18 protein-coding genes are annotated in these 21428 nt (G+C 61.2%); 13 read left to right on the forward strand and 5 right to left on the reverse strand.

The features are described 5' to 3' along the window. The first annotated feature begins 21 nt into the window (after nt 1–21). The 12 genes from KVG88_RS05935 to KVG88_RS05990 all read left to right on the forward strand — a co-directional run bounded on the left by KVG88_RS05935 (nt 22) and on the right by KVG88_RS05990 (nt 14056). The gene (locus KVG88_RS05935; protein WP_150704863.1) at nt 22–1614 is read left to right on the forward strand and encodes a GumC family protein; all 1593 of its coding nucleotides are present in this window, start codon (nt 22–24) and stop codon (nt 1612–1614) included. Then, complete coding sequence (locus KVG88_RS05940; protein ID WP_191630551.1) at nt 1599–2714, forward strand: glycosyltransferase family 4 protein; 1116 nt, start codon at nt 1599–1601, stop codon at nt 2712–2714. The genes KVG88_RS05935 and KVG88_RS05940 overlap by 16 nt, the downstream gene beginning before the upstream one ends. Further along, a complete protein-coding gene (locus tag KVG88_RS05945; RefSeq protein WP_217870659.1) occupies nt 2711–4078 on the forward strand; it encodes an O-antigen ligase family protein in 1368 nt (455 codons plus the stop codon). The genes KVG88_RS05940 and KVG88_RS05945 overlap by 4 nt, the downstream gene beginning before the upstream one ends. Beyond that, nucleotides 4075–5043, forward strand: coding sequence for a glycosyltransferase (locus KVG88_RS05950; protein WP_150704866.1), 969 nt, complete (start codon nt 4075–4077; stop codon nt 5041–5043). Before KVG88_RS05945 ends, KVG88_RS05950 begins: the two co-directional genes overlap by 4 nt. After that, nucleotides 5036–6172, forward strand: coding sequence for a glycosyltransferase (locus tag KVG88_RS05955; RefSeq protein WP_217870660.1), 1137 nt, complete (start codon nt 5036–5038; stop codon nt 6170–6172). The genes KVG88_RS05950 and KVG88_RS05955 overlap by 8 nt, the downstream gene beginning before the upstream one ends. Nucleotides 6173–6184: 12 nt before the next feature. Then, on the forward strand, nt 6185–7186 hold the full coding sequence (locus KVG88_RS05960; RefSeq protein WP_150704868.1) for a polysaccharide deacetylase family protein: 1002 nt from the start codon (nt 6185–6187) through the stop codon (nt 7184–7186). Next, a complete protein-coding gene (locus KVG88_RS05965; protein WP_217870661.1) occupies nt 7183–8487 on the forward strand; it encodes a lipopolysaccharide biosynthesis protein in 1305 nt (434 codons plus the stop codon). Before KVG88_RS05960 ends, KVG88_RS05965 begins: the two co-directional genes overlap by 4 nt. Next, nucleotides 8484–10403 carry a hypothetical protein gene (locus KVG88_RS05970; RefSeq protein WP_217870662.1) on the forward strand — a complete coding sequence of 640 codons (1920 nt, stop codon included), beginning with the start codon at nt 8484–8486 and terminating at the stop codon, nt 10401–10403. Before KVG88_RS05965 ends, KVG88_RS05970 begins: the two co-directional genes overlap by 4 nt. Nucleotides 10404–10489: 86 nt before the next feature. Next, the gene (locus KVG88_RS05975) at nt 10490–11179 is read left to right on the forward strand and encodes an N-acetyltransferase (protein WP_217870663.1); all 690 of its coding nucleotides are present in this window, start codon (nt 10490–10492) and stop codon (nt 11177–11179) included. A gap of 4 nt (nt 11180–11183) precedes the next feature. Continuing rightward, the gene (locus tag KVG88_RS05980; protein WP_217870664.1) at nt 11184–12395 is read left to right on the forward strand and encodes a GNAT family N-acetyltransferase; all 1212 of its coding nucleotides are present in this window, start codon (nt 11184–11186) and stop codon (nt 12393–12395) included. Further along, nucleotides 12367–13161, forward strand: a complete 795-nt coding sequence (locus KVG88_RS05985) for a ChbG/HpnK family deacetylase (protein WP_217870665.1) — start codon at nt 12367–12369, stop codon at nt 13159–13161. The genes KVG88_RS05980 and KVG88_RS05985 overlap by 29 nt, the downstream gene beginning before the upstream one ends. A gap of 202 nt (nt 13162–13363) precedes the next feature. Further along, nucleotides 13364–14056, forward strand: coding sequence for a GNAT family N-acetyltransferase (locus KVG88_RS05990; protein WP_150704874.1), 693 nt, complete (start codon nt 13364–13366; stop codon nt 14054–14056). Nucleotides 14057–14179: 123 nt separating this feature from the next. On the opposite strand, the gene KVG88_RS05995 is transcribed toward KVG88_RS05990, so the two are convergent. Continuing rightward, on the reverse strand, nt 14180–14986 hold the full coding sequence (locus tag KVG88_RS05995) for a class I SAM-dependent methyltransferase (protein WP_217870666.1): 807 nt from the start codon (nt 14984–14986) through the stop codon (nt 14180–14182). Nucleotides 14987–15247: 261 nt separating this feature from the next. Between KVG88_RS05995 and KVG88_RS06000 the strand changes: the two genes are divergently transcribed. Next, nucleotides 15248–15631 carry a hypothetical protein gene (locus KVG88_RS06000; RefSeq protein ID WP_217870667.1) on the forward strand — a complete coding sequence of 128 codons (384 nt, stop codon included), beginning with the start codon at nt 15248–15250 and terminating at the stop codon, nt 15629–15631. 43 nt (nt 15632–15674) lie between these two features. Here KVG88_RS06000 and KVG88_RS06005 read toward each other — a convergent pair whose 3' ends face one another. From KVG88_RS06005 to KVG88_RS06020, 4 genes are all read right to left on the reverse strand, one after another. Next, nucleotides 15675–17105, reverse strand: coding sequence for a sigma-54-dependent transcriptional regulator (locus tag KVG88_RS06005; protein ID WP_217870668.1), 1431 nt, complete (start codon nt 17103–17105; stop codon nt 15675–15677). Beyond that, a complete protein-coding gene (locus KVG88_RS06010; RefSeq protein WP_217870669.1) occupies nt 17074–18570 on the reverse strand; it encodes a sensor histidine kinase in 1497 nt (498 codons plus the stop codon). Before KVG88_RS06010 ends, KVG88_RS06005 begins: the two co-directional genes overlap by 32 nt. A gap of 101 nt (nt 18571–18671) precedes the next feature. After that, nucleotides 18672–19772 carry an SCO family protein gene (locus KVG88_RS06015; protein ID WP_217870670.1) on the reverse strand — a complete coding sequence of 367 codons (1101 nt, stop codon included), beginning with the start codon at nt 19770–19772 and terminating at the stop codon, nt 18672–18674. A 183-nt stretch (nt 19773–19955) separates the two neighbouring features. Beyond that, nucleotides 19956–21404, reverse strand: a complete 1449-nt coding sequence (locus KVG88_RS06020; protein ID WP_217870671.1) for a sensor histidine kinase — start codon at nt 21402–21404, stop codon at nt 19956–19958. Nucleotides 21405–21428: the final 24 nt, after the last annotated feature.

Consider the following 21428-nt stretch of genomic DNA (forward strand, 5'->3'; position numbering starts at 1 on the left):
CTTACTCTCAGGTGACCCGACATGAATCCAAAGGAAAACTACCTGCACGAGTTCTTCAGGATCTTCTTCGCCAACAAACAATTGGTGAAGCGTGTATTCCTGGTCTTTGCAGTGATCGCACTGGTACTGCCGTTGGTGCTCAAACAGAGCTTCGATATCACCGCCCAGGTGATCGTGCAGTCGAAAAAACTCTCGCAGGGTGACGCCACCACGTCGCTGAATCAGGAGAACGCGCAGTTCATTCCACCGTCGCTGGCCGACATGGAAACCGAGAGCAACATCCTGCGCTCACCGGCGCTGATTCGGCAGACCATCAGCGAGCTGCGGGACAAGGGTGAATACACCCCGCCTCCCGGCATGCTCAACAAACTGCTGGCGCAACCGTTCAAGAACTACGTCAGCACCCCACTGCGTGAGCACGTGATCAACCCGATGAAATCGGCGCTGGGCATGGAAACCGATCCAGTACGCGACACCACGCTCGACGCCCTGACCCAACAGGCCATGGACAGCCTGAAGATTGAAACCCTGCCGGGCTCCAACGTGATCTCGATCATCTACAGCTTTCCTGATCCTTCCCAGGGCACCAAGTTTGTCGCGGCGCTGCTGCAAAACTACCTGGTCAGCCGTCAGGCGCTGCAATCGATCGACTTGCCGCAGAGCTTCTACGAAACCAAGAAGATGCAGTATCAGGTGCGCCTCGATGGACTGGAAAACAATCGGCAGGATCTGCTGGGCGCTATCGGTGCATCCGATCCCAAGGAAGAGATTACCTTCCGCCTGAACGCGATCAACACCGAGGAGCAAGCGCTCAACCTGTACCGCGACCGCTTGCTGCAAAGCCAGCGCTGGCTCGATTACCTGAAAACCAGCCTGGCCGCCGCCAGCAATTCCAAGCTCAACGACTACACCTTCCCCTACACCTTCACCACCACCGTGGATAACGTTGCCTTCGAAGACCGCGAGATCAAACAGATGGGTGAAGCGCTGACCACACAAGTCAGCCGCTACATGAACGACCTCGCCATCTTCCAGCCAAGCAGTGAACCGATGCTGCTGACCCGCGAGCAAATCGCCCGCACCCGTCAGCAGTTCCTCAAAGTGGTGAGCAACCGGATTCAGGAACGCACCAATGACCTGGCGATTGTCAGCTCGGTGATCGACCAGAAAACCGCGCGCATTGCCGAGTTCAAGAACCGCATCCACCAGTTGCAGGAAACCCAGAGCAAGCTGCGCCAGGTGGACACCGAGATCGACGCCTTGCACGCGGCGTTCTCCACCTACGCCCAGCGCTTTGCCGAAAGCAGCACGGCCCGTTCGCTGGACAACGACCTGTCCAACGCCCGGGTGCTGAGCCCACCGTTCGAACCGACCGAGGCGGCGTTCCCCAAACCGCTGCTGATCATTCCGTTCGGCTTGTTCACCGGGCTGTTGCTGGCGATTGCCTTCGTCTACGTGCGTGAGTTCTTCGATCACCGCTTCAAGCACCCAGCGCAAATCACCCACGAACTGGGCTTGCCGGTGCTGTTGGTGATCAACGATCAAAACGTCGAGCCCAGCAACCCGCACAAGAACTGGAGCGTGCCGAGCTTCGTCCATTGGGTGCGCAATTGAACGCGCCCCTGTCGTCCGGGCACAGCAGCCCTTCACTGCCGATCATTCATTTGCTCAGCAGTGGCGGCTTCTATGGGGCCGAGCGGATGTTGCTCGACCACTGCCTGGCGACACCGGGGCAACATCAGGTGTTGTTTCTCGATGCACCGTACGAATTGCTCGCACGGTTTCGCGAGGCGGGGGTCGACTGTCGCGGTTGCACCGGTCTTGGGGCGTTGCTCGCGCATTTGCGTGAGCGACGGGCCGAGCGGCCGCTGATCAACACGCACAACTTCAAGGGTTTGTTGTTCGGCTGGGTGGGCGCGAGCTTGTTGCGCCTGCCGCTGGTGATCACGCAGCACGGTTTCACCCCGCGCAGTCGCAAGCAGAAGTTCTACACCTGGCTGAGCCTGCAACTGTGCCGCACCGCGTCGGTCAATCGCGTGGTCTGTGTCGCCGAAAGCATTGCCGCGCTGCACCGTCAGGCCAGCGTCTGTGCGGAGAAACTGCAAGTGATCCCCAACGGCCTGCCGGCCGCCAACGATCTGCAACCGCACAACGCCCAACGGCAACGCTGGCTGGCCGGTTACGTCGGGCGCTTGAGCAGTGAAAAAGGCCCGGACCTGTTTCTCGACGCATTGATTCCGTTGTGTCAGCAGTACCCGCAACTGGACGCCGTGATGCTCGGCGACGGCCCGGAACGGGACAGCCTGTTGGCGCGAATCAATGAGGCCGGTTTGCAGGCTCGCATCACATTGCCGGGGTATCAGACCGACATGCGTGCGTGGTGGCGGCAACTCGATGCGCTGGTGATCAGCTCGCGCACAGAGGGTACGCCGATGATTCTGCTCGAAGCCATGCAGGCCGGGGTGCCGGTGGTGGCGTTTGGCGTCGGCGGGATTCCCGATGTGCTGGAAGACCGGCACAACGGCCTGCTGGCGACACCCGCCGACAGCGACGCCCTCGCCCGGCAGATTGGCACCCTGCTGCGTGAACCGGCGCTGGCGCACCACCTGATCGACAACGCACGACGCACACAACTGGATCGCTACGACCTCAAGGCCCTGGCCGAACGCTGGTCGCAGCTTTATATCCGTACTGCACGGGAGGCACGCGCGTGATTTTTCCGCTCTCGATCGTCAGTTTTCTCGGTCTGGCCTGCCTTGCATTGCTGGCCAGCCCTTATCCATTTCTGGCGCCGGGAGCGGTGTTGGGCCTGGTGGGAGTCGCCGTGCTGTACCGCAAACCGGCGTGGGGCCTGTTGGGCATCGCCGCGCTGGTGCCGCTCGAAGGGTTCTTCAAGGACAACGCGCTGTCGGGCACCAAGCTGATCGGTGCGTCACTGGCGCTGATCCTGATGCTGCAACTGGCGATGCACCAGATTCCCTCGGACCGCCTGCGCAGCAACATCTGGCGTTTCCTGATCGGCTTCATGGCGCTCTACCTGCTGAGCATGCTCAACACCGATGACCTGGGCATGTCGCTGGGGCATCTGCGGGAGCTGAGCGTCGGCCTGATCCTGTTTGTGATCACGCTGTTGATCGGCCGTGAAATGAACCTGGACCTGTTCGCCAAACTGGTCACCCTCAGCGTCACCCTGACCTGCGCGCTGGCGATGTTTTCCAGCAAATACCAGGACCAGGGCCGCGCCGCCGGGCTGCTGGAAGACCCGAACGCCTTTGCCATGCTGATCGCGTTTGCCGTGCCGTTGGCATTGCTGCTGGTGATCCGCTCGCCGAACCTGCTGCATCGCCTGTTCTGGCTGGGTTGCTTCATCTTGCTGCTGGGCGGCATGACCAAGACCGAGTCCCGCTCAGGGCTGGTGGTGTTGTTTCTCAGCCTGATCATTGGCGCCTGGCACTACCGCGCCCACCTGACACGCATTCGCCCGCGTCACCTGGGCTTTGCCATGCTCGGGCTGGCCATCATCATTCCCTTGGCCATCTACGCGATGCCCCCCGGTTACGTCGCGCGCATCCAGTCCTTGAGCATCCTGAGCTCCGGCGCCAAGGCGCAGGACGAATCCCTCGGCCGTCGCGCGTCGTACATCGTCGTCGGTAGCGGCATGATCCGCGAAAACCCGCTGCTGGGCACCGGCCCAGGGACCTTCCCGTTGCACTACGCCACCACCGGTTACGCCAAGGCGTTTTCCGCCAACCGCAAAATCGGTGACCTGTACCGCCGCGCTCACAACACCTACCTGGAGATCTTCAGTGAACTGGGGATTCCCGCCGGCCTGTTGTTTGTCGGCATGCTCGCCCTCGGCTTGTACAACATGATGCGCGCCCGCCGCGCCTGGATGCAGCGCCGCAACTGGCAGCAGGCTGACATGATGACGCACCTGGGCATGAGTTTCCTGTCGCTGACGCTGTTCTTGATGTTCCTCAGTGCCCCGAACCAAAAGTACGTGTGGATCATGCTCGCCCTGACCAGCGTCCTGCGTTTGAAAGCCGAAGAAAGTCCAATCCCGGAGGCCAAGGCATGAGCCGCGTCAGTATCGTCATCCCGATGTACAACGAAGCCCGGCACATCGCCCGGACCTTGCTCGCGGCACAACACGCCGCCGATGCCGCCGGCATGGAATGCGAGTTGATCGTGGTCGACAACGGCTCCAGCGACCAGGGGCCACAGATTGCCCGGCAATTCGGCGCGCAGGTGCTGGTCGTTCCCGGCGTGCTGATCGGTGCCCTGCGCAACCGTGGCGCCGAGATCGCCACCGGTGAATGGCTGGCCTTCATCGACGCCGATATTGAAATGCCCGAAGACTGGCTCACTCATCTGTTGAAGCTGGAGGACGCCGGCGTTGCCGACGTGTTCGGCCTGGACTTGCACACCCCGGCCCAAGCGCCGTGGTACGCCACCGCTTGGCAACGACGCACCTTGCGCCCCTCCCGTCATACGGTGCAGACCGTGGACTGGCTGCCCAGCGCCAACCTGCTGATGCGCCGCGCATGGTTCGACAAGGTCGGCGGTTTCAACGAAACCCTGCGCACCGGTGAGGACAAGGATTTCACACTGCGCCAGAGCGCCAACGGTGCACGGCTGATGTCGATCAACGAAAACATCGCCCTGCACTGGGGTTACGAAATGAACTGGCGCGAGTGGATGGGCAAGGAAATGTGGCGTCAGGGCAGCCACCTGCAACTGTTGCGCACCCATGGCATGAGCCTGCGCCTGCTGCGCTTTCCACTGCTGTCACTGTGTGCCTGGCTGCTGGACCTCATGGCGATTTCTGCGCTGTTCAACGGCTTTCCTCACCATGCGCTGCTCATGGTGCTGCTGACCACTGTCCCGGCGCTGGTATTGAGCGTGCGCCAGACCGCCAAGCACCGTAACCCGTGCCTGACCGTACAACTTTGGGGCCTGCATTGGGTGCGCCTGCACCTGGCTGGCGCCGCTTTCATTCTCAGTCTGTGTCATTGGAATGCCAGGAGGCCCGCCCGTGGCTGAACTCATTTTCTGGTTGTGCCTGTTATTACCGGTCTACGCCTACCTCGGCTACCCGTTGTTACTGACCTTGCTCGCGCCGTTCTTTGCCGCGCGCCGGCACGGTCCGGCGGCGCCGATGGACGTGAGCATTGTAATTGCCGCGCACAACGAGGCGCGGCACATCGAAGAAAAACTGCGCACCGTGCTGGCCCAGGATTATCAAGCGCGCACGCTGCAAATCATTCTGGCGAGCGACGGTTCCACCGATGACACCGTGGCGTGCGCGCGCAAGGTCATCGATCCGCGCATCACCGTGCTCGACCTGCCGCGTCAGGGCAAGGCGGCGACGTTGAATGCCGGCGCCGCACTGAGCACGGGCGAGATTCTGGTATTCACCGATGCCGACAACCAATGGTCCCAGGACACCCTGGGGCATTTGCTCGCACCGCTGGCCGACCCTCAAGTGGGCGCTTGTGCCGGGCACATGCTGATCCCCGTGACCGGCAAGGGCCTGAGCATCGGCGACAGTCTTTATCGGCACTACGAAGGCTGGCTGCGCTACGTGGAAAACCGCACCGGGTGCATGGTGTCCGCCGACGGCGCCCTGCTCGCCTTGCGCCGCGAGTTGTTCCAGAACGTGCCGGCGGAGGTCAACGACGATTTCTTTATCAGCACCTGCGCGCCGGTGGCGTTCAAGCGAATCATCTACGTGCCCGAAGCCCGGGTGATCGACACTGGCGTCGATGAGGCCGACAAGCAATTTCGCCGTCGCCAGCGGGTCACCGTGGGCGGTTTGCAGAGCCTGGCCCAGCGCCGCGAACTGCTCAATCCGCTGAAGCATGGCCTGTATGCGATTGCCTTGATCAGCCACAAGCTGATCCGTCGTCTGGCGCCGATCCTGTTGTTGCCGCTGCTGCTCAGCAACTTCTGGCTGTGGGACGACCATGGTTTTTATCGCCTGAGCCTGATCGCGCAATTGCTCGGATACACGGCAGCCATCGCCGGTTTGCTCGACTCGCAGCACCGCTTGCCCAAACCCTTTCGCCTCGCCGCGTTCCTCCTGGTGACTCTCGCCGGAATGAGTATCGGTCTGTGGCAATTCCTGCGCGGTCAGCGTTATGCGCAATGGAACCCCGAGCAAAATCGTTGAGAGGCACGCGCCATGGCGATCAAGCAATTACTCAAACGCACCAGCGGCTGGCTGTACCTCAATTCCTCGGTGGGCCGCCAGCAACTGCATGGCGCCGGAGTGATCCTGATGCTGCATCGGGTGCTGGCCGACGACAACGCCGCCAACCTGCCTCACCGCAATGAACTGTGCGTCGGGCCTAAGGCCTTTGAACACCTGCTGGGCTGGTTGAAAAAGCATTTCGATTGCGTGCCGTTGATGGACATCCTGCAACCGGGCAGCCTCAGGTCCGAGCGGCCGAAAGTGGCGTTGACCTTCGATGACGGCTGGCGCGACAACGCGGTGAATGCCTACCCGCTGTTGCAGAAATATCAGGTGCCGGCGAGCATTTTCCTGTCCACCGATTTCATCGGCAGCCGCCAGCGTTTCTGGTGGGAAAGCATTGGTGAAACCCTGTGGAACAGCCACGGCGAAAAGGCCCGCGCACATTTGATCGAATGTTTGCAGCAGTTGGGGCGTCCGTTGCCGGTGTTGTGCGACGACCCGGATGCACAACGCCGCAGCCTGGCCCTGCTGCACTTTCTGCAAGCGCTGAAAACCCTTTCGCCCCAGGACCTCAATCACCTGACCGACGCGTGCCCGCAAGAGTCATTGCCGCAAGCGCTGGACTGGCATCAGGTACGCTCGCTGGAGGCCAGCGGCCTGATCCGTTTCGGCCCCCATGGCGCCAGTCACGCGATCCTCACCGGCCTGGATGATCAAACCCTGGACGAAGAACTCAGCCGCAGCCGCCAGGCACTGTTGAACGGTTGCAACCGGCCGCTGCCGGTCTACTGCTACCCCAATGGCGACAACGACGAGCGCGTGCGGCAACACGTGGCCGACCATGATTTCCCGTTTGCCCTGGGCACCGGCACCGGGATCTATCGCGGCGCCAACGACCCGCTGGCCCTGCCGCGTTTTGGCGTCAGCCAGCGCACCGCACGCAATCCGGATTTGTTGTCCTGGCGCATCTACCGTGGGGCCCGCCCATGAGTCGCAGCCATTACCTCAAACACCTTGCCCTGAGCATGGGGACCAAACTGGCAATGATCGCCCTGCGCTTGCTGCGCAACGTGTTGCTGGCGCGGATTCTCGGGCCGAGCGAACGCGGCCTGTTCGCGCTGCTCAGCACCCTGCCGGACCTGATCAGCGCCGCCACCAGTGGCGGGCTGAATTCGGCGGTGGGTTACCAGGCGGCCAAACAACGGCCGATGGGATTGTTGCTCAGCCAGGTGTTGGTCTTTGGTTGTTTGCTCGCCGGTTTGCTGACCTTGCTGGTGGTGGCGCTGAACCGAGAGTTCGGCAGCGAACTGGACATCACTACGCAACTCGGCCTGCTCGCCTGGCTGTTGCTGCTGGCGGTGCCGCTGACCGTGCTCAAGAGCGGGCTGCTGACACTGCACAACGCTTCGGGCGGCGTAATGGCGTTCAACGCCTTGCGCCTGATCGAATCGCTGGCGCCGCTGTTGCTGTTTCTCGCGTTGTTCTGGATGTGGAAAAGCGCCGCCCTCGAAGCGGCGCTGATCAGCTGGCTGGCGGGCATCAGCCTGGTGGTGCTGGTCGGCTGGGTCTGGCTCAAGCGCAATCAACCGCTGAGCCTGCAATGGGACCGCGCCAGCCAGAACGAGCTGCTGCGTTTCAGCGCCCGTAGCCATCCCGATTTGCTGTTCCAGCAAGTGATCCTGCGCTCCGATTATCTGTTCATCGGCGCCCTGCTCGGCAGCACCGCGCTGGGTCATTACGCGATGGCCAGTGCCGCCGCCGAATTGCTGTTGATCGTGCCTGAAGCGGTGACCACGCCACTGATGAAACGCTTGCTGCAACAGGAAGAAGGCATCGAAAAGGTCACGCCACTGGCCCTGCGCCTGACGGCCACGGTGATGCTCGGCGCGTGCCTGACCATGGCGCTGATCGGCGAGTGGCTGATCGTCACCCTGTTCGGCATCGCCTATCAGCCGGCCTATCCCGCCTTGCTGGCGCTGCTGCCGGGGCTGCTCGGCCTGTGCTACGCGAGCATTCTGCGCCTGGATCTGCTGGGCAAGGATCGTCCCGGTTCGATTTCGCTGATGATGGGCCTCGGCGCCCTGCTCAACCTGGCGTTGAACCTGTTGCTGATCCCCGCCTACGGCATCGTCGGCGCCGCCGCCGCGTCGTCCATTGCCTACCTGGCGGTGACCGTCGCGTTGCTGGTGATGTATTGCCGCCTGAGCCACGTGCCGCTGTGGCAAACCCTGATCATCCTGCCCAGCGACGTGATGCCGATGCTGCACATCCTGCAACGGAAATCGGCATGAAACATTTCGCGCTGGCAGTGAGCCTGGGTCTGTCGCTCGACGCCTATGCCGGGCCGATGCGCTGGGCCGACATTCGCGACGGCAGCCTGTACCTGCAAGCGGACCGCCCCGACAACGTGACGGTGCGCTGGGTGCCGGCGTGGCAAGCGGATGCCAACGAAGAACACCTGTACCTGGTCGACGGCAAGGGCCGATTGGCGGCCGAGCGTCTGATTGCCGCCAGCGAAACCCGGGGGACCCAGAGCTGGCCGCTGTTGCCGGGCGCCAGCAGCTATCGACTGGAAATTCCCGGCTACAGCTTTCGCCGCTACAAGGTCGAACACGACGAACGCACGGTGGCACTGTTCGCCCCGGCCAAGGTGCATTTCAGCGCCGAAACCCGTGACGGTGACGAACTGTTTTTCAAGGTGGCGGCGGGCGAGCACGCGGTGCTGGCGGGCAAGTTCCACGGTGGTGTCGGCGCCCTGCAAGCGCAGCGTGTCGGCGACGGTAAACTGTTGTCGATGGCACTCAAGCCGTACCGTGCCTACTGGCAGTTCGATCAGGTCGCGCTGCCCGTGGCCGATATCGATCAAGTCTGGCGCCTGCGTCTGCAAGGCAGCGGTAAAGCGGCGTTCTGGCTCGACGGCACGGCCAACCTGTTCGCGCAGAACCCGCAGCAACTCAAACCCTTGCGCGAAGACGAGGGTGAAACGCGGCTGACTTTGCACAAAGGCGTGGCCGGCAACACACCGAAACTCGGCATCGCCCTGCCCTACGTGTTGCCGCCGCCGTCCAGTTATGCGGTGCTCGACGCGATCAAACCGCAGGCCGGTGCCTATTACAGTTTTGTCGACATCACGGCAAAACAACCGCGTTACGAAGATGCGTTCCGCCAGTTGTATCAGGATCGCTTCGGCATCACCCAGGACATCACCCTGCTCGCCGGCAGCCAGCGCCAGGCGGACTTGCGCGCCGATACCCTGAGCAACGCCGGTCTCGATGCCTGGCTCGCCTCCACCCGTGCGCTCGGTGACAAGGGCACCCATTACATCGGTTTTGCCGACGAGCCGAACCTCAATTACCCGGACTACGCCAGCTACCAAAGCATTTTCACCAGCATGGCCCGGCAGGTGCGCAGCAACCCCGACAACGCCAAGGCCGGTGTGCGCATCGCCATGCCGGCCAGCTCCCGGTTGATCAACGGCCCGTTCGCCGACAACGCCGCCGACAAGCGTGGCATCGATTGGGCCAAACGCCTGCTGAAGGAATCCGGCGACCAGATCGACGCCCTGGCCTGGCACGAATGGATGGTCCGCGATCTGTTGGCCACCCGGGTCTATCGCGACAGCGTGCGCCGTGCCGCCGACCTCGTCGGGCTCGACGCCAACGGCCGGCCCCGCAAGGCCTTGTTGCTGGACCAGACCAACCTGTCCAGCGGTTCGAGCCTGAGCCCCTACGATCAGGAAACCCACTTCACCTCGTTGTGGTGGGCCTCGGTGGTGATCAACGCCTCCCAGGACGGTTTGCTGGACATGCTCAACTGGTTCCAGGCCGCCGACGAGCCCGAGTACCCCAAGGGCATGTTGCGCGTGCTCGGCGAAGACCGTTTCGAACTCAAACCCGTGGGGCTCGCCCAGCAATTCATCCGGCAGCACTGGCTGCCCCACGTGATGCAGTTGCAAAACGATGCGTTCGAAGTCGACGTGCTGGCCATGGCCGACGATCTCAAGCGCAGCCTGTTGGGGGTCAACAAAGGCTCGCGTTTGCAGCATGTCAGCCTCAATGGCGCAGCCTGCCCGCTGGCCAAAGGTTCATTGCGTTACTTCGGCGCGGACAACCGCAGCCGCGACGCACCGTTCAACTGCACCAACGGTCGCGTGAGTTTCGAGCTGCCAGGGCAAACCCTGTTCGCCCTGAGCTGGAACGCATCATGACCGCCGCTCTATTGCTTGGCCGCGCAGGCAATCTGCCGCGCGTTGGTTTACTCCACTTGCGGGTCAACCCGTCAGGAGCCAATAACATGAGTGCATTGCAGAAGCTCAGCCAACACATCAAACAGAAAGGCCTGCGGGCCACCCTGAAAAAAGCGTGGAAACACTACGTGTTTTCCCACCAGGAACTGCTGTGGATGGAGCGCGACCTGGTCAGCCCCATCGCACCGCACAAACTCAAGTCCTACCCGCCGCTGCAAGTGGTCAGCATCACCCCGGAAAACGCCGTGGCGTTCACCCGCTACTTCGGTGATCGGGTGGAAACCATGGCCGAACTGGCCCGGGAGGGGCACACCGGGCATATGCACCTGGACGACAAAGGCGACGCGGTGGCGTTCATCTGGGGCGCCGCCCGCGACTACCACGACCGCCACTATTACGGGTGCTGGTTCCCGGTGAAAGAAGGCGAGTTTTTTGAGTTTGGCGGCGAATTGACCCGCGGTTATTGGGGCACGTCACTGTCGATGGACCTGCAAACCGAGCTGTGGAAAGCCATGTATGCCCAGGGCTGCAACAAGGTGGTGGATGTGTGCGAGTGGCACAACATCCCGGCCCTGAAACTGCACATTCGCACCGGATACAACGAACAGGGACGCATCATGAACGTGTATGAACTGTTTGGCCGTTGGCGCTTTTACCGTGAAAGCCGCTACACCGGTTCGCGCCTGGATGCCCTGCGCAAACCGGAACGTTCACCTGCGACAGCTTCGGTGGCCTGAGCCTATGACCGTGCGATTTGAATGGCGTATTTCGCTGTGCGCCGCTGATTTTCCCGCAGCGGCGTACGAAGCGCTGCGTCTGCGAGTGATGGACCACACGCCGTTCAACGCACTGGCCTGGATGGCGGCGTCGCAACAGGCACTGACGGCCGGCGAACGCTTGCACGTTCTGCTCGGCTGGCAAGCTGATGAGCTGGTCCTGTGTCTACCTCTGGTGGCGTCCGTCGAGCGGTTCGGCGGGTTGCCGTTTCGGGTGTTGCATCACTTGGGTTATCCCCTCGCCGATCGGCTCGCGCTGCTCGCGTGCGTGGATGCCGAAGGCATGCGCCAGGCCTTGGCCGAGGTTCGCCGTCAGCTGCCTCATGCTGTGCTGCAACTCAATGAACTGGCCGGTGAGGACAGTGCGTTGACGTCGTGGCGGGCGCGCAGTTCTACCGCCGAGCGCCGTCTCAGTTGTCGCGCGCCGGTGCACCTGATCACCGATGCGGATCGCCAGGAAGTCTCCGGCGATCCGCGCTACAAACTGCGTCGGGCGCGCAAGCGTATAGCCGCGTGTGGCGCCGAGATCCGCCGTATCACCCCCGATGCAACGACCATGGGGCCGTTGCTCAAGGCCATCGCCGAGGTCGAAGCGGTGAGCTGGAAAGGCGATGAAGGCGTGGGCATATTTGCCGATGAACGTCACCGCCAATGGATGGACAAGGCCTTCACCGCACTCGCCGCTCAAGGCCTGGTGCGCGTGGTGATACTGGAGCTGGACGGACGCTGCATCAGCTATCGCCTCGGCTTGCTGGAACAGGGACGGCTGTACGATTACAACCTCGCGTTCCTGCCGCAATACGCCGATCTGGGAAGCGGTCGGGTGCTGCTTGAAGAGTGGATTCGCTGGGGACTGGACGACAACTGGCGCTGGATCGATGCCTCGCGGGTCAGCCTGGAAAACTCCAGCCATCAATTGCATGAACGCATGACCGGACACATGGAACACTGGCGCTGGAGCTTCTACTCCTGGCGCCCGAGCGGCCTGGCTCTAGGCCTGGCCCTGCGCCTCTGGCAACAGCTAAAACCCGTGATGCAGCAATGGCGGGCCAAGCGTGCGGCGGCGGTCAACTCACCTGCCCCTGCCCCCGTTGCGGCCCCCGTACCCAAGGCGCCTGCATCCACCGACAAACTCATGGAGGGCGAACATGCCACAGCAAGTCATAGTCAACGCTGACGACTTCGGCCTCAGCGCCTGCGAAAACGCTGTGATTCTCGGCGCGTTCCAGGCCGGGGTCATCAGTTCCGCCACCGCCATGGCCAACATGCCGGCCTTCGAAGCGGCGTGTGTCCTGGCCCAGCATCCCTTGCTGGCCGGGCGCATCGGCCTGCACTTCAACCTGACCTACGGCCGCCCCTTGAGCAGGCGCATTCTCGCGCGCCGGACTTTCTGTGACAGTGCCGGGGTGTTCGACCTCAACCTGTCGCGCACGCGTCTGTGGCTGGGGCGCCAGGATCGCCTGGCGGTCGAGGAAGAGCTCGAAGCGCAATGGCAACATTGCCTGGATAACGGCGTGCGCCCCAGCCATCTGGACTCCCATCAACACGTGCACAACATCTGGCCGATCGGCGAAATCGTCGCGCGTTTCGCAGCCCGGCAAGGCGTGCCTGTGCGGCTGGCGCGCAACCTGGGGCAAAACCTCAGCCTGCCCAAACGCCTGTTCAAACAATTGCTCAACCACCGTTTGAACAGCCTGGCCGGCGCCACCGCCGACTACGTCTGTACCCCGGTGGATTTGCGTGACGCCGCACCACCCAGCGACGGTTTACTGGAGATCGTCGCCCACCCCAACCAGCTCGGCGCCGATTTTGGCGATGCCTATCTGGAACAGGGCGAGTCGCTGAGCGCGCTGCTGGAAAAACGGTTGCCGGGAGTGCCAAGAGTTGCCTACAGCGAGGCCGGCAACAGCGTCGGCAGGCGGGTGCAAACCGTGATGGAGTAAGCGTGGCCACCTCGTTTTTTGCCTGTTCCAAGCGCCTTCGGAAGTACCGGAGCGCGGCTTTTTGACGCCGGAAAAACTGTGTCAATACTGAAACACAAATTGAAACAAATTGCTGTCAAAGGACGTGCCATGCAATTGCCATGGTGATCTATACCCATCAATACCACCCAACGCACGGCCAATCCCGGCCAAGGAGGGCTTCATGAGCCTGATCGACAAACTCCGCGAACGAATCAAACAAAAAGGCTTGAGCCGCACGTTCAGCACACTGTGGAAACGCTATGTGTTTTTCCATTGGGAGTTGTTGTGGATGGAGCGCGATCTGGTCAGCCCTGTCCCACCGCACAAGTTGCGCCCCTACTCCGGCGTGCGTCAGGTAACCATCACCCCGGAAAACGCCGTCGCGTTTACCAAACACTTCGGTGACCGCGTGCAAACCATGGCCGAACTCGCCGCCGAAGGTCACACCGGGCACATGTACCTGGACGAACAAGGCGATGCCATTGGCTTCATCTGGGGCAGTACACGGGACTACCACGACCGCCACTATTACGGTTGCTGGTTTCCGGTCAAACCGGGTGAGTTCTTCGAGTTTGGCGGCGAAATGATCCGCGCCTACTTCGGCAGCAGCCTGTCGGTGGACGTACAGGTCGCGCTGTGGGAAGCCATGGCGGCGCAAGGCTGCAACAAGGTGGTGGACGTGTGCGAAACCCACAACATCCCTGCCCTGAAGCTGCACATCCGCATGGGCTATCACGAACAGGGCCGGGTCACCCACGTCTACGGTCTCTTCGGCCGCTGGCGCTTCTTCCGCGAAACCCGCTACAGCGGCTCACGCCTGGACCCACTGCGCAAACCAGGAAGGCCAGTGGTGACGGCGGCGGCTCAGGTTTGACCCGGAGGTCGACCGGAATACCGAGTCGCTCTATTCGCGAGCAGGCTCGCTCCTACATTGGGAATGCAAATCCCTGTGAGAGCGAGCATGCTCGCGATGGCGTCAGTTGCACCAATAAATCACTCAGCGTTTCACCGCCACCCATGTAAAACACATCGGCAATTGCGCATCCTGCTGCTGATAGCGGTCATAGAGTTCCTCGCGGTTGGAATGCGGGTACTCCTTGAAGTGGTTGATCTGCAGCCCGGCCGCGATGGCACCGCTGAAAATATCGCCCAGGGAGTGGACGAACCAGTAGGACGGGGCCGCCTGCTGTTCGACTTTGCCTTCATAGACGATCGGTTCGTTCTGCACGAACGGTTCGCGGCGAAAGTACGAGGAACTCAGGGCATAGGGATCGGCTGAATCGGGGTCGAACATTTCCAGGAACGGATGGGTTTCGTACACCACCAATGCGCCCCCTGGCTTGAGCGTTTGCGCCACATGGCGGAAGAACTCAGCGATGTCCGGCATCCAGTTCAACACGCCGATGGTGATCAGGGCCACGTCGAAGCGCTCCTGCAATGTCGGCGGCAAATGATGAATGTCGGATTCGATGAACTGCGGCGCATGGGGCGAACGTGACGCCAGCTCGCGCGCCTGATCGAGAAACGCGGCGGACTGATCGACGCCCACCACATGCCGCGCCCCCAGGGCAAACAGGGAGAGGCTTTCGCGGCCATTATTGCAGCACAATTGCACCACGTCCTTGCCGTCGATTCCGACCTGGCTCAGCACTTCGGTCAGGGTGTCATCGAGGCAGGAGAAATCCGCATGGGTCACGGCGGCCCAATGTTCTTGCCACTCGGCAGAGTCTTTGTGATGGCGGGCGGAGTCATTCCAGGCATCGCGGTTGCTGGCGATGGCTTGTTCGTTTGTCGGCATTTCCATTGCGCGCTCCAGATCAGATTCAACTGCCCGCACTGTAGCAGCTCGCTCTCCCATTGCACCGCAAAAACCACGCGGACTGCGTCCTCGAACGCAGGCTTCGCCAGCTGCTACAGCACTGCGCCAACCCGTAGCAGCTGTCGAGCGCAGCGAGGCTGCGCAGCAGACGCACTCGAAACCCGGCGGCAAATCGCATTGCGCCAAGTAGCGCTATAGTTAATGACCTTGGGGAAAAGCGGGAAAACCGATTTCGCAGGTGCTGCCATGAACAAAACCGAACACTCGCTATTGCTTGCCCTTTGCCTGACCGCCGCCAGCGTTGCGCAGGCGGACGACAGCTTGATGCAAACCGACCAGTCGAGCAGTGAATTCCACTATTACGGGGCTGACCAACCCTTCGCCCACCCTGCGCCACCTTCGCTGAGCACGGTGCCACCGGGCGCGTACATCCCGGCTTCACCCCAGACATTTATTCCGGTGTCCAGCGAGCACGTGTTTTCCGACTCGCAGTTGCCGACGGTAGCCGATGCCACCGTGCGCGTGTTCATCCGCACCTACGATGAGGTGCGCGGCGTCTATGTGAACCAGGAGGTCATCGACCCCACGTGCATGCTGGCCTGCCTGAGCGCTCCAGGCCCGGCCTTGTAACAAGGCCGCTCTTGCTTGCCGCTTGAAGCTTGAAACTGCGCCTCTACCACTGCCGCTTGTCCGGACGCGCAAGGCCGAGTTTTTCGATCCGGTAACGCAGCATGTCGCGGCTCAGGCCCAGCAGCCGTGCGGACTTGGTGACGTTCCAGTCGGTCTTGTCGAGCATCTTGCGCACCATGTCGCGCTCCACTTCCGGCAGGTTCATCGACTCGGTGCCGTTGTAGGTCGGGCGTGGTTCGCTGGGTGGCATCTCATGCTGAAACATCGGCGGCTCGTCCACCAGGCTCATGCAGACATTGAGCTGATGTGCAGCAATGGTGTCGCTTTGTGCCAGCAACACCGTTTGCTCCAGCATGTTGCGCAGTTCGCGCACGTTGCCCGGCCAGGTGTAATTGAGCAGCAGCTCTTCGGCCTGATCGCTGAAATGCAGGTTCGGCTTGCCGTAGCGTTTGCCATGGGCCGCCAGAAAGTGTCGGGCCAGCAGCAGGATGTCTTCGCCACGGGCATACAGGCGCGGCACCTTGATGGAAATGATGCGCAGGCGGAAAAACAGATCGCGGCGGAATTTGCCCTGCTGAACCATTTGCTCCAGGTTGCAGTTGGTGGCGCTGATCACCCGCAGATCGACTTTGCGCTCCTTCACCGAGCCGACACGGCGGATGGTCCGGTCTTCCAGCAGCTTCAGCAGCTTGGCCTGCAGAATCAGGTCCATCTCACCGATTTCATCGAGGAACAGTGTCCCGCCATCGGCCGCTTCCACCAGGCCCAATCGACGATCCTTGGCGTCGGTAAAGGCGCCCTTCTCGTGGCCGAACAGCTCGGACTCCACCAGGTTGGACGGGATCGAGGCGCAGTTGAATTCAATGAACGGGCCTTTGCTGCGCGGGCCGTCAAAATGCAGTGCCCGAGCCACCAGTTCCTTGCCGGTCCCGGTTTCCCCTTCTACCAGTACCGGCGGCAAATCGCTGTTGGCCATGCGCCGCTCGGCGTCGAGCAACTGGGCGATGGTGCCTTTGAGGTAAGCCATGGGCGCTGAGTCGCCAATCAGCGCCTGCACCCCGGATTTCTGAGCCTCGCGCTCCTGATAGAACGACAGCGTGCGCTCCATCCGATCGGTGGCCAGGGCCTTGTCCAGCAACAACTTGAGTTCGGGCAGCGCCACCGGTTTGGTGACGTAATGGAACGCGCCCTCTTTCATCGCCACCACCGCGTCTTCGACATTGCCGTAGCCGGTCATCATGATCACTTTCAGATCCGGCGCGCTGATGCGCAGCTTCTGGATCAGGTCGTGACCACTCATGCCCGGCAACGAATTGTCGGTGAGCACGACATCCGGTGCGAAGGTCTTCAATTGCTCCAGTGCGTCTTCGGCCGAGTGGCAGACTGTAACCTCGAAGTCCTTGCGCTCCAGGTAGGTCTGAATATTCTCGGCGAGGAGTTCATCATCCTCGACCAGCAGTATGCTGTGTTCCATATTCCCCTCCCGTTGCCACTTTGAAATTGAGACAAACGCGGGTTCCTTCCTGCTCCTGGCTGGTCAGTTCGACCGAGCCATCGAAACGCTCCATTATTCTTTTGACCAGGGCCAGGCCCACGCCCAGCCCCCCTTGTTTGGTGGTGAAAAATGGCTTGAAGACCATTTGCTGCTGCTGTTTGCTCATGCCCTTGCCGGTGTCATTGAGAATCATGCACACCTCATCGGCCGTCGGCTGGTCGATGTCGATGCTCAACACGCCCCCCTTGGGCATGGCTTCCAGGGCGTTGGCAAACAGGCTATTGAGAATTTGCGTGAGCAGCACCTGTTGGCTGACGACCGCAGGGACTGTCGTGGGGATGAATCGCACCTCGACATTCGAGCGTTTGATTTGCGGCTCGAACGCACTCAGGGTGTCGTCGATGGCCAGGACCAGATCCACATTCTCGAAGTCATCGTTGACCGGTCGCAACGACACCAGCAATTCACGGACCCAGCGCGACATGCGGTCGACCTGGTTGATGATGTCGCCGATGTTTTTCTGCGCCGTCTGGCTGGCAATTTCCTGGGCCAGTTCGGCACTCGACCGAATGTTCGCCAGAGGATTGCGCAGGCTGTGGGCGACCGCCGAAGACATCTCCCCCAAGGCGACAAAGGTTTCATTGGCCACCAGTTGCTTTTGCTGGCTCTGCAAGAGCATCGCCGCCCGGCGCACGATCCAGAACAGGCCCAGGTAAATGACCGCCCCGCCGAGCAAGGTTGTTAACCAGATCGCCTTGAAGCCACGCTGGATGCGTTCAACCAGATCCGTCGGCTCCTTGTAGATCTCGACCATGGCGATCACTTTGCTTTTGTCGGCGTTGAACATCGGGATGTAGTTTTCGATGAACAGGTATTGAGGCTCACGCAGCAGGCGCTGCTCGGGACGCTCCTCATCGATTTCGTGATAGCTGGTGGACACCGCTTCTTTCATCTCGAAGGACTCGTCCAGCTCATCATCATCCTCGATGCGCACGCCGATCAGTTCCGGGTTGGTCGACCACACCACCGTGCGGTCCAGCGCATACACCGTGGCCAGCAGAATGTCCGGCAGATGCTCCACGTGATCGAGAAACTCGATCCGCGAAGAGGCGCGGGCAGCAGGATCGACATCGGGATAGGCGTTGTCAGCCCGGGGGTCGAGCATTTCCGCCATGGTTCGGGTCGGCGTGATCGCTGCATGACGAACTTCGGCTTCACCGATGGCCTGGACAAATTGCGCGGTCAACATCGAATCGCGCTCGATGCTCTCTTCGACCACGAAGCGTGTGGAGATATAACCGAGCCCCAAAGCCACCGCGGCGATGATGAAAAAGCTCGCCAGGGAAAACCAGCGGACCAGATTGAAAGGCGGACGCCAATCCTTGCCTTCTACGGCGGCCGGTGTCGTCGGCACTGCTGTTTTTTGTTCTTCCAGTGTCTGCATGGGACTGTCCTGGTCGCGGGTCTACAAGCCTTTTCTGCTGTGTTTCGAATCAGTGTAGGTGGCATTGATCGCAATGCCTGAGCAATGAAGCTATTTCGCCACTATTGCACCTGGGCCTTCTCCGGCGCGGCGATGGCGTGGTGGTGTTCGGGCTCTTCGTTACCGGCCGCCAACGCGCCCGCCGGTGGGTGTTGGCGATCGGATTCCTCCTGCAAAAAGGTGATGATCGACTGCGCGGAGTTTTCATCCATGCGCAGGTTGGGCATCGGAATCTTGTCGAAGCGCTCGAACAACTCCATTGCAATCGGGTCCTTTTCCGCCAGCATGCGGTCCGGCTCGCGGATCCAGCGACTGAGCCAGGCAGGATCGCGCTGACGGGTCACACCGATCAGGTCCGGGCCGATGCTGCGCAAGCCGATGCCCTGACCGTCCAGCGGCCCCAGGCTGTGGCACGACGCGCAGCGGGTCCGAAACAATTCCTCGCCATTGCTCGGCGGACGGATTTCAGGAGCATTGGCGTAACTCTGTTCGACGCTCGGTTGCTTCCAGTTCTGCAAGGTATTGGCCAACTGATCGGCCAGAATCCACGGATTTTCGAACGGCGACGCTTTCATCCAGCGCCCGGTCGACTGGTTGCCGACGATCAGGCTCAGGTTGTGGTCCTTGCTGCGGCCGTTGTCGACGCCCTCGATGAACAACCCGAGCTTTTGCCGCAGCTCGGTGACGTCGGCGAATTCCCCGGTGAGGAATTGCCAGCCCGGCCCGACCTGAAAGCGTTGCGCATAACCCTTGAGCACCGCGGGGGTATCGCTCAAGGGATCAATGCTGATGGAGTAGAAAAAAACGTCTTTGCCGACCCGGTCGCCGAGCAGCTTTTGCACCTGGCGCAGGCGTGCGGTCTCCAATGGGCAAGAGTCGCTGCACGAGGTGAAGATGAAGTTGATGACCACCACTTTGCCCTTGATCAGGTCATCGAAAAAACGCACCTGGCGTCCGTCCTGGTCGGTCAGCAAGGTGTTGGGGAAATAGTCGGCGCCCCACGGTGTGGCGGTATCGGCGACGGTGGTTTCTTTCGCCGGTACGGGTGACGGTGGCGCCGGTTTTGTGACCAGCAACTGGCTGGCCAGTAAACAGACCGACAATACCAGCACCAGGTGCATGCCCAAGGCGCGTGAGCGAGTCGAAACCGGGTTTGTGACCATCACCAACCGCCTCGAATACAGGAAGGGTGATGGGAGGATTGCAAGGAGCCCGCCATCTTTGTAACTGTTTTATACAAAAGCGCTAATAGTCGACAAAACAATGGTTTATCGATATCAATTGATCACGACCGGAAAAACGACTGGGGAATGTCACCCGCAAACGGGGAAAGCCATTCCCCATTTTCAAGGGATTAACTTGAACACCAGTCGCACGCTGGTGCCCTCGCCTTCACGACTATCGAGCGCCACCGAGCCGCCAAAACGCTCCATGATCCGCTTGACCAGTACCAGCCCGACACCGAGGCCACCTTGCTTGGTGGTGAAAAATGGTCGGAAGGCCATGCGCCGTTGTTCTTCGGTCATGCCTTTGCCGGTGTCGCTGATCGTGACACTCACGCGCTGGGAATCGCTGGGGTCGAGATCGATCGTCAACGTACCGCCAACGTCCATAGCCTCCAGCGCATTGGCCAGCAAGCTGTTGAGAATCTGCGTCAGCTGCACGTATTGACTCAAGACCATCGGCGTCTCTTTAGGGGTAAATACCACCGTGACCCGGCCCTTGGCGATCTGCTGTTCGAACGCGTTGAGGCTGTCGTGCAGCACGGCGACCAGGTTGACCGGTTCGGCTTCGTCGTTGAGCGGCCGTAGCGATTGCAGCAATTCCCGGACCCACTTCGACATGCGATCAACCTGGCCGATGATGTCGTTGATGTTCTTGTGCGCCGGGCCGCTGTCGAACTCCAGAGCCAGTTCGGCGCTTGAGCGAATGGTCGCCAACGGGTTGCGCAGGCTGTGGGCCACCGCCGAAGACATCTCGCCCAACGCCACGAACGTTTCGTTGGTGATCAGTTGTTTCTGCTGCGTCGCCAGCAAAATCGCCGCTCGCCGTACGATCCAGTACAACCCCAGGTAAATCAGCCCGCCGCCCAATGCGGTGGCTAGCCAGATCAACACCAAACCGCGTTCCATGCGATTGATCAGGTCCTTGGGTTCCTTGTAGATCTCGACCATCGCCGTGACGTTGTTGCCCTCGGCGTCGAACAGCGGAATGTAATTTTCGATGAAGATGTATTCCGGCGGTATGACGAACTTCTGCTCCATGCGGGCTTTGTCGACATCGTGGTAACTGGCCGACACGGGCATTTTCGAGGCGAAGGCCTGATCCAGATCTTCATCGACATGAATCGTGGTGCCCATCAGGGCCGGGTTGGTCGACCAGATGATCATCCGGTCGGGGGCATAGATGTTGGCCAGGATCACGTCCGGCAAATGTTCGATGTGATCGAGAAACTCACCCCGTGCATTGGCCCGGGCCAGCGGATCGACGTCGGGGAAATCCCGGTCTTTGCGCGGATCGAGCAGCTCACCCATGGTCCGCACATTGGGGATCGAAACGTGTCGAACTTCAGCGGCGGCGATCGCCTGGATGAATTGTGAGGTCAGCAACGCATCGCGCTGCACGCTCTCGGTAATCACGAACCGGGTCGACACCGAGCCCAACGCCACCGCCACCGTACCGATCACCGCCATGCTGATGAGCGAAAACCAGCGCAGCAGGTTGAACGGCTGTTTGCGCGTGCTCAGGCGGATGTCGGCCTTGTCGGAGGCCAGGGTTTTGGCAAGCGTGGTCATGGACGTTGTTCCCGGAAAAGCCCT

This window comes from Pseudomonas azerbaijanoccidentalis (genome assembly GCF_019145495.1).
Lineage (GTDB): Bacteria > Pseudomonadota > Gammaproteobacteria > Pseudomonadales > Pseudomonadaceae > Aquipseudomonas > Aquipseudomonas azerbaijanoccidentalis.

Excerpts from the sequence above, each read along its gene's own strand:
- KVG88_RS05935 (WP_150704863.1), top strand. The coding sequence starts at position 22 with ATGAATCCAAAGGAAAACTACCTGCACGAGTTCTTCAGGATCTTCTTC.
- KVG88_RS05950 (WP_150704866.1), top strand. The coding sequence starts at position 4,075 with ATGAGCCGCGTCAGTATCGTCATCCCGATGTACAACGAAGCCCGGCAC.
- KVG88_RS05960 (WP_150704868.1), top strand. The coding sequence starts at position 6,185 with ATGGCGATCAAGCAATTACTCAAACGCACCAGCGGCTGGCTGTACCTC.
- KVG88_RS05965 (WP_217870661.1), top strand. The coding sequence starts at position 7,183 with ATGAGTCGCAGCCATTACCTCAAACACCTTGCCCTGAGCATGGGGACC.
- KVG88_RS05970 (WP_217870662.1), top strand. The coding sequence starts at position 8,484 with ATGAAACATTTCGCGCTGGCAGTGAGCCTGGGTCTGTCGCTCGACGCC.
- KVG88_RS05975 (WP_217870663.1), top strand. The coding sequence starts at position 10,490 with ATGAGTGCATTGCAGAAGCTCAGCCAACACATCAAACAGAAAGGCCTG.
- KVG88_RS05980 (WP_217870664.1), top strand. The coding sequence starts at position 11,184 with ATGACCGTGCGATTTGAATGGCGTATTTCGCTGTGCGCCGCTGATTTT.
- KVG88_RS05985 (WP_217870665.1), top strand. The coding sequence starts at position 12,367 with ATGCCACAGCAAGTCATAGTCAACGCTGACGACTTCGGCCTCAGCGCC.
- KVG88_RS05990 (WP_150704874.1), top strand. The coding sequence starts at position 13,364 with ATGAGCCTGATCGACAAACTCCGCGAACGAATCAAACAAAAAGGCTTG.
- KVG88_RS05995 (WP_217870666.1), bottom strand. The coding sequence starts at position 14,986 with ATGGAAATGCCGACAAACGAACAAGCCATCGCCAGCAACCGCGATGCC.
- KVG88_RS06000 (WP_217870667.1), top strand. The coding sequence starts at position 15,248 with ATGAACAAAACCGAACACTCGCTATTGCTTGCCCTTTGCCTGACCGCC.
- KVG88_RS06005 (WP_217870668.1), bottom strand. The coding sequence starts at position 17,105 with ATGGAACACAGCATACTGCTGGTCGAGGATGATGAACTCCTCGCCGAG.
- KVG88_RS06010 (WP_217870669.1), bottom strand. The coding sequence starts at position 18,570 with ATGCAGACACTGGAAGAACAAAAAACAGCAGTGCCGACGACACCGGCC.
- KVG88_RS06015 (WP_217870670.1), bottom strand. The coding sequence starts at position 19,772 with ATGGTCACAAACCCGGTTTCGACTCGCTCACGCGCCTTGGGCATGCAC.
- KVG88_RS06020 (WP_217870671.1), bottom strand. The coding sequence starts at position 21,404 with ATGACCACGCTTGCCAAAACCCTGGCCTCCGACAAGGCCGACATCCGC.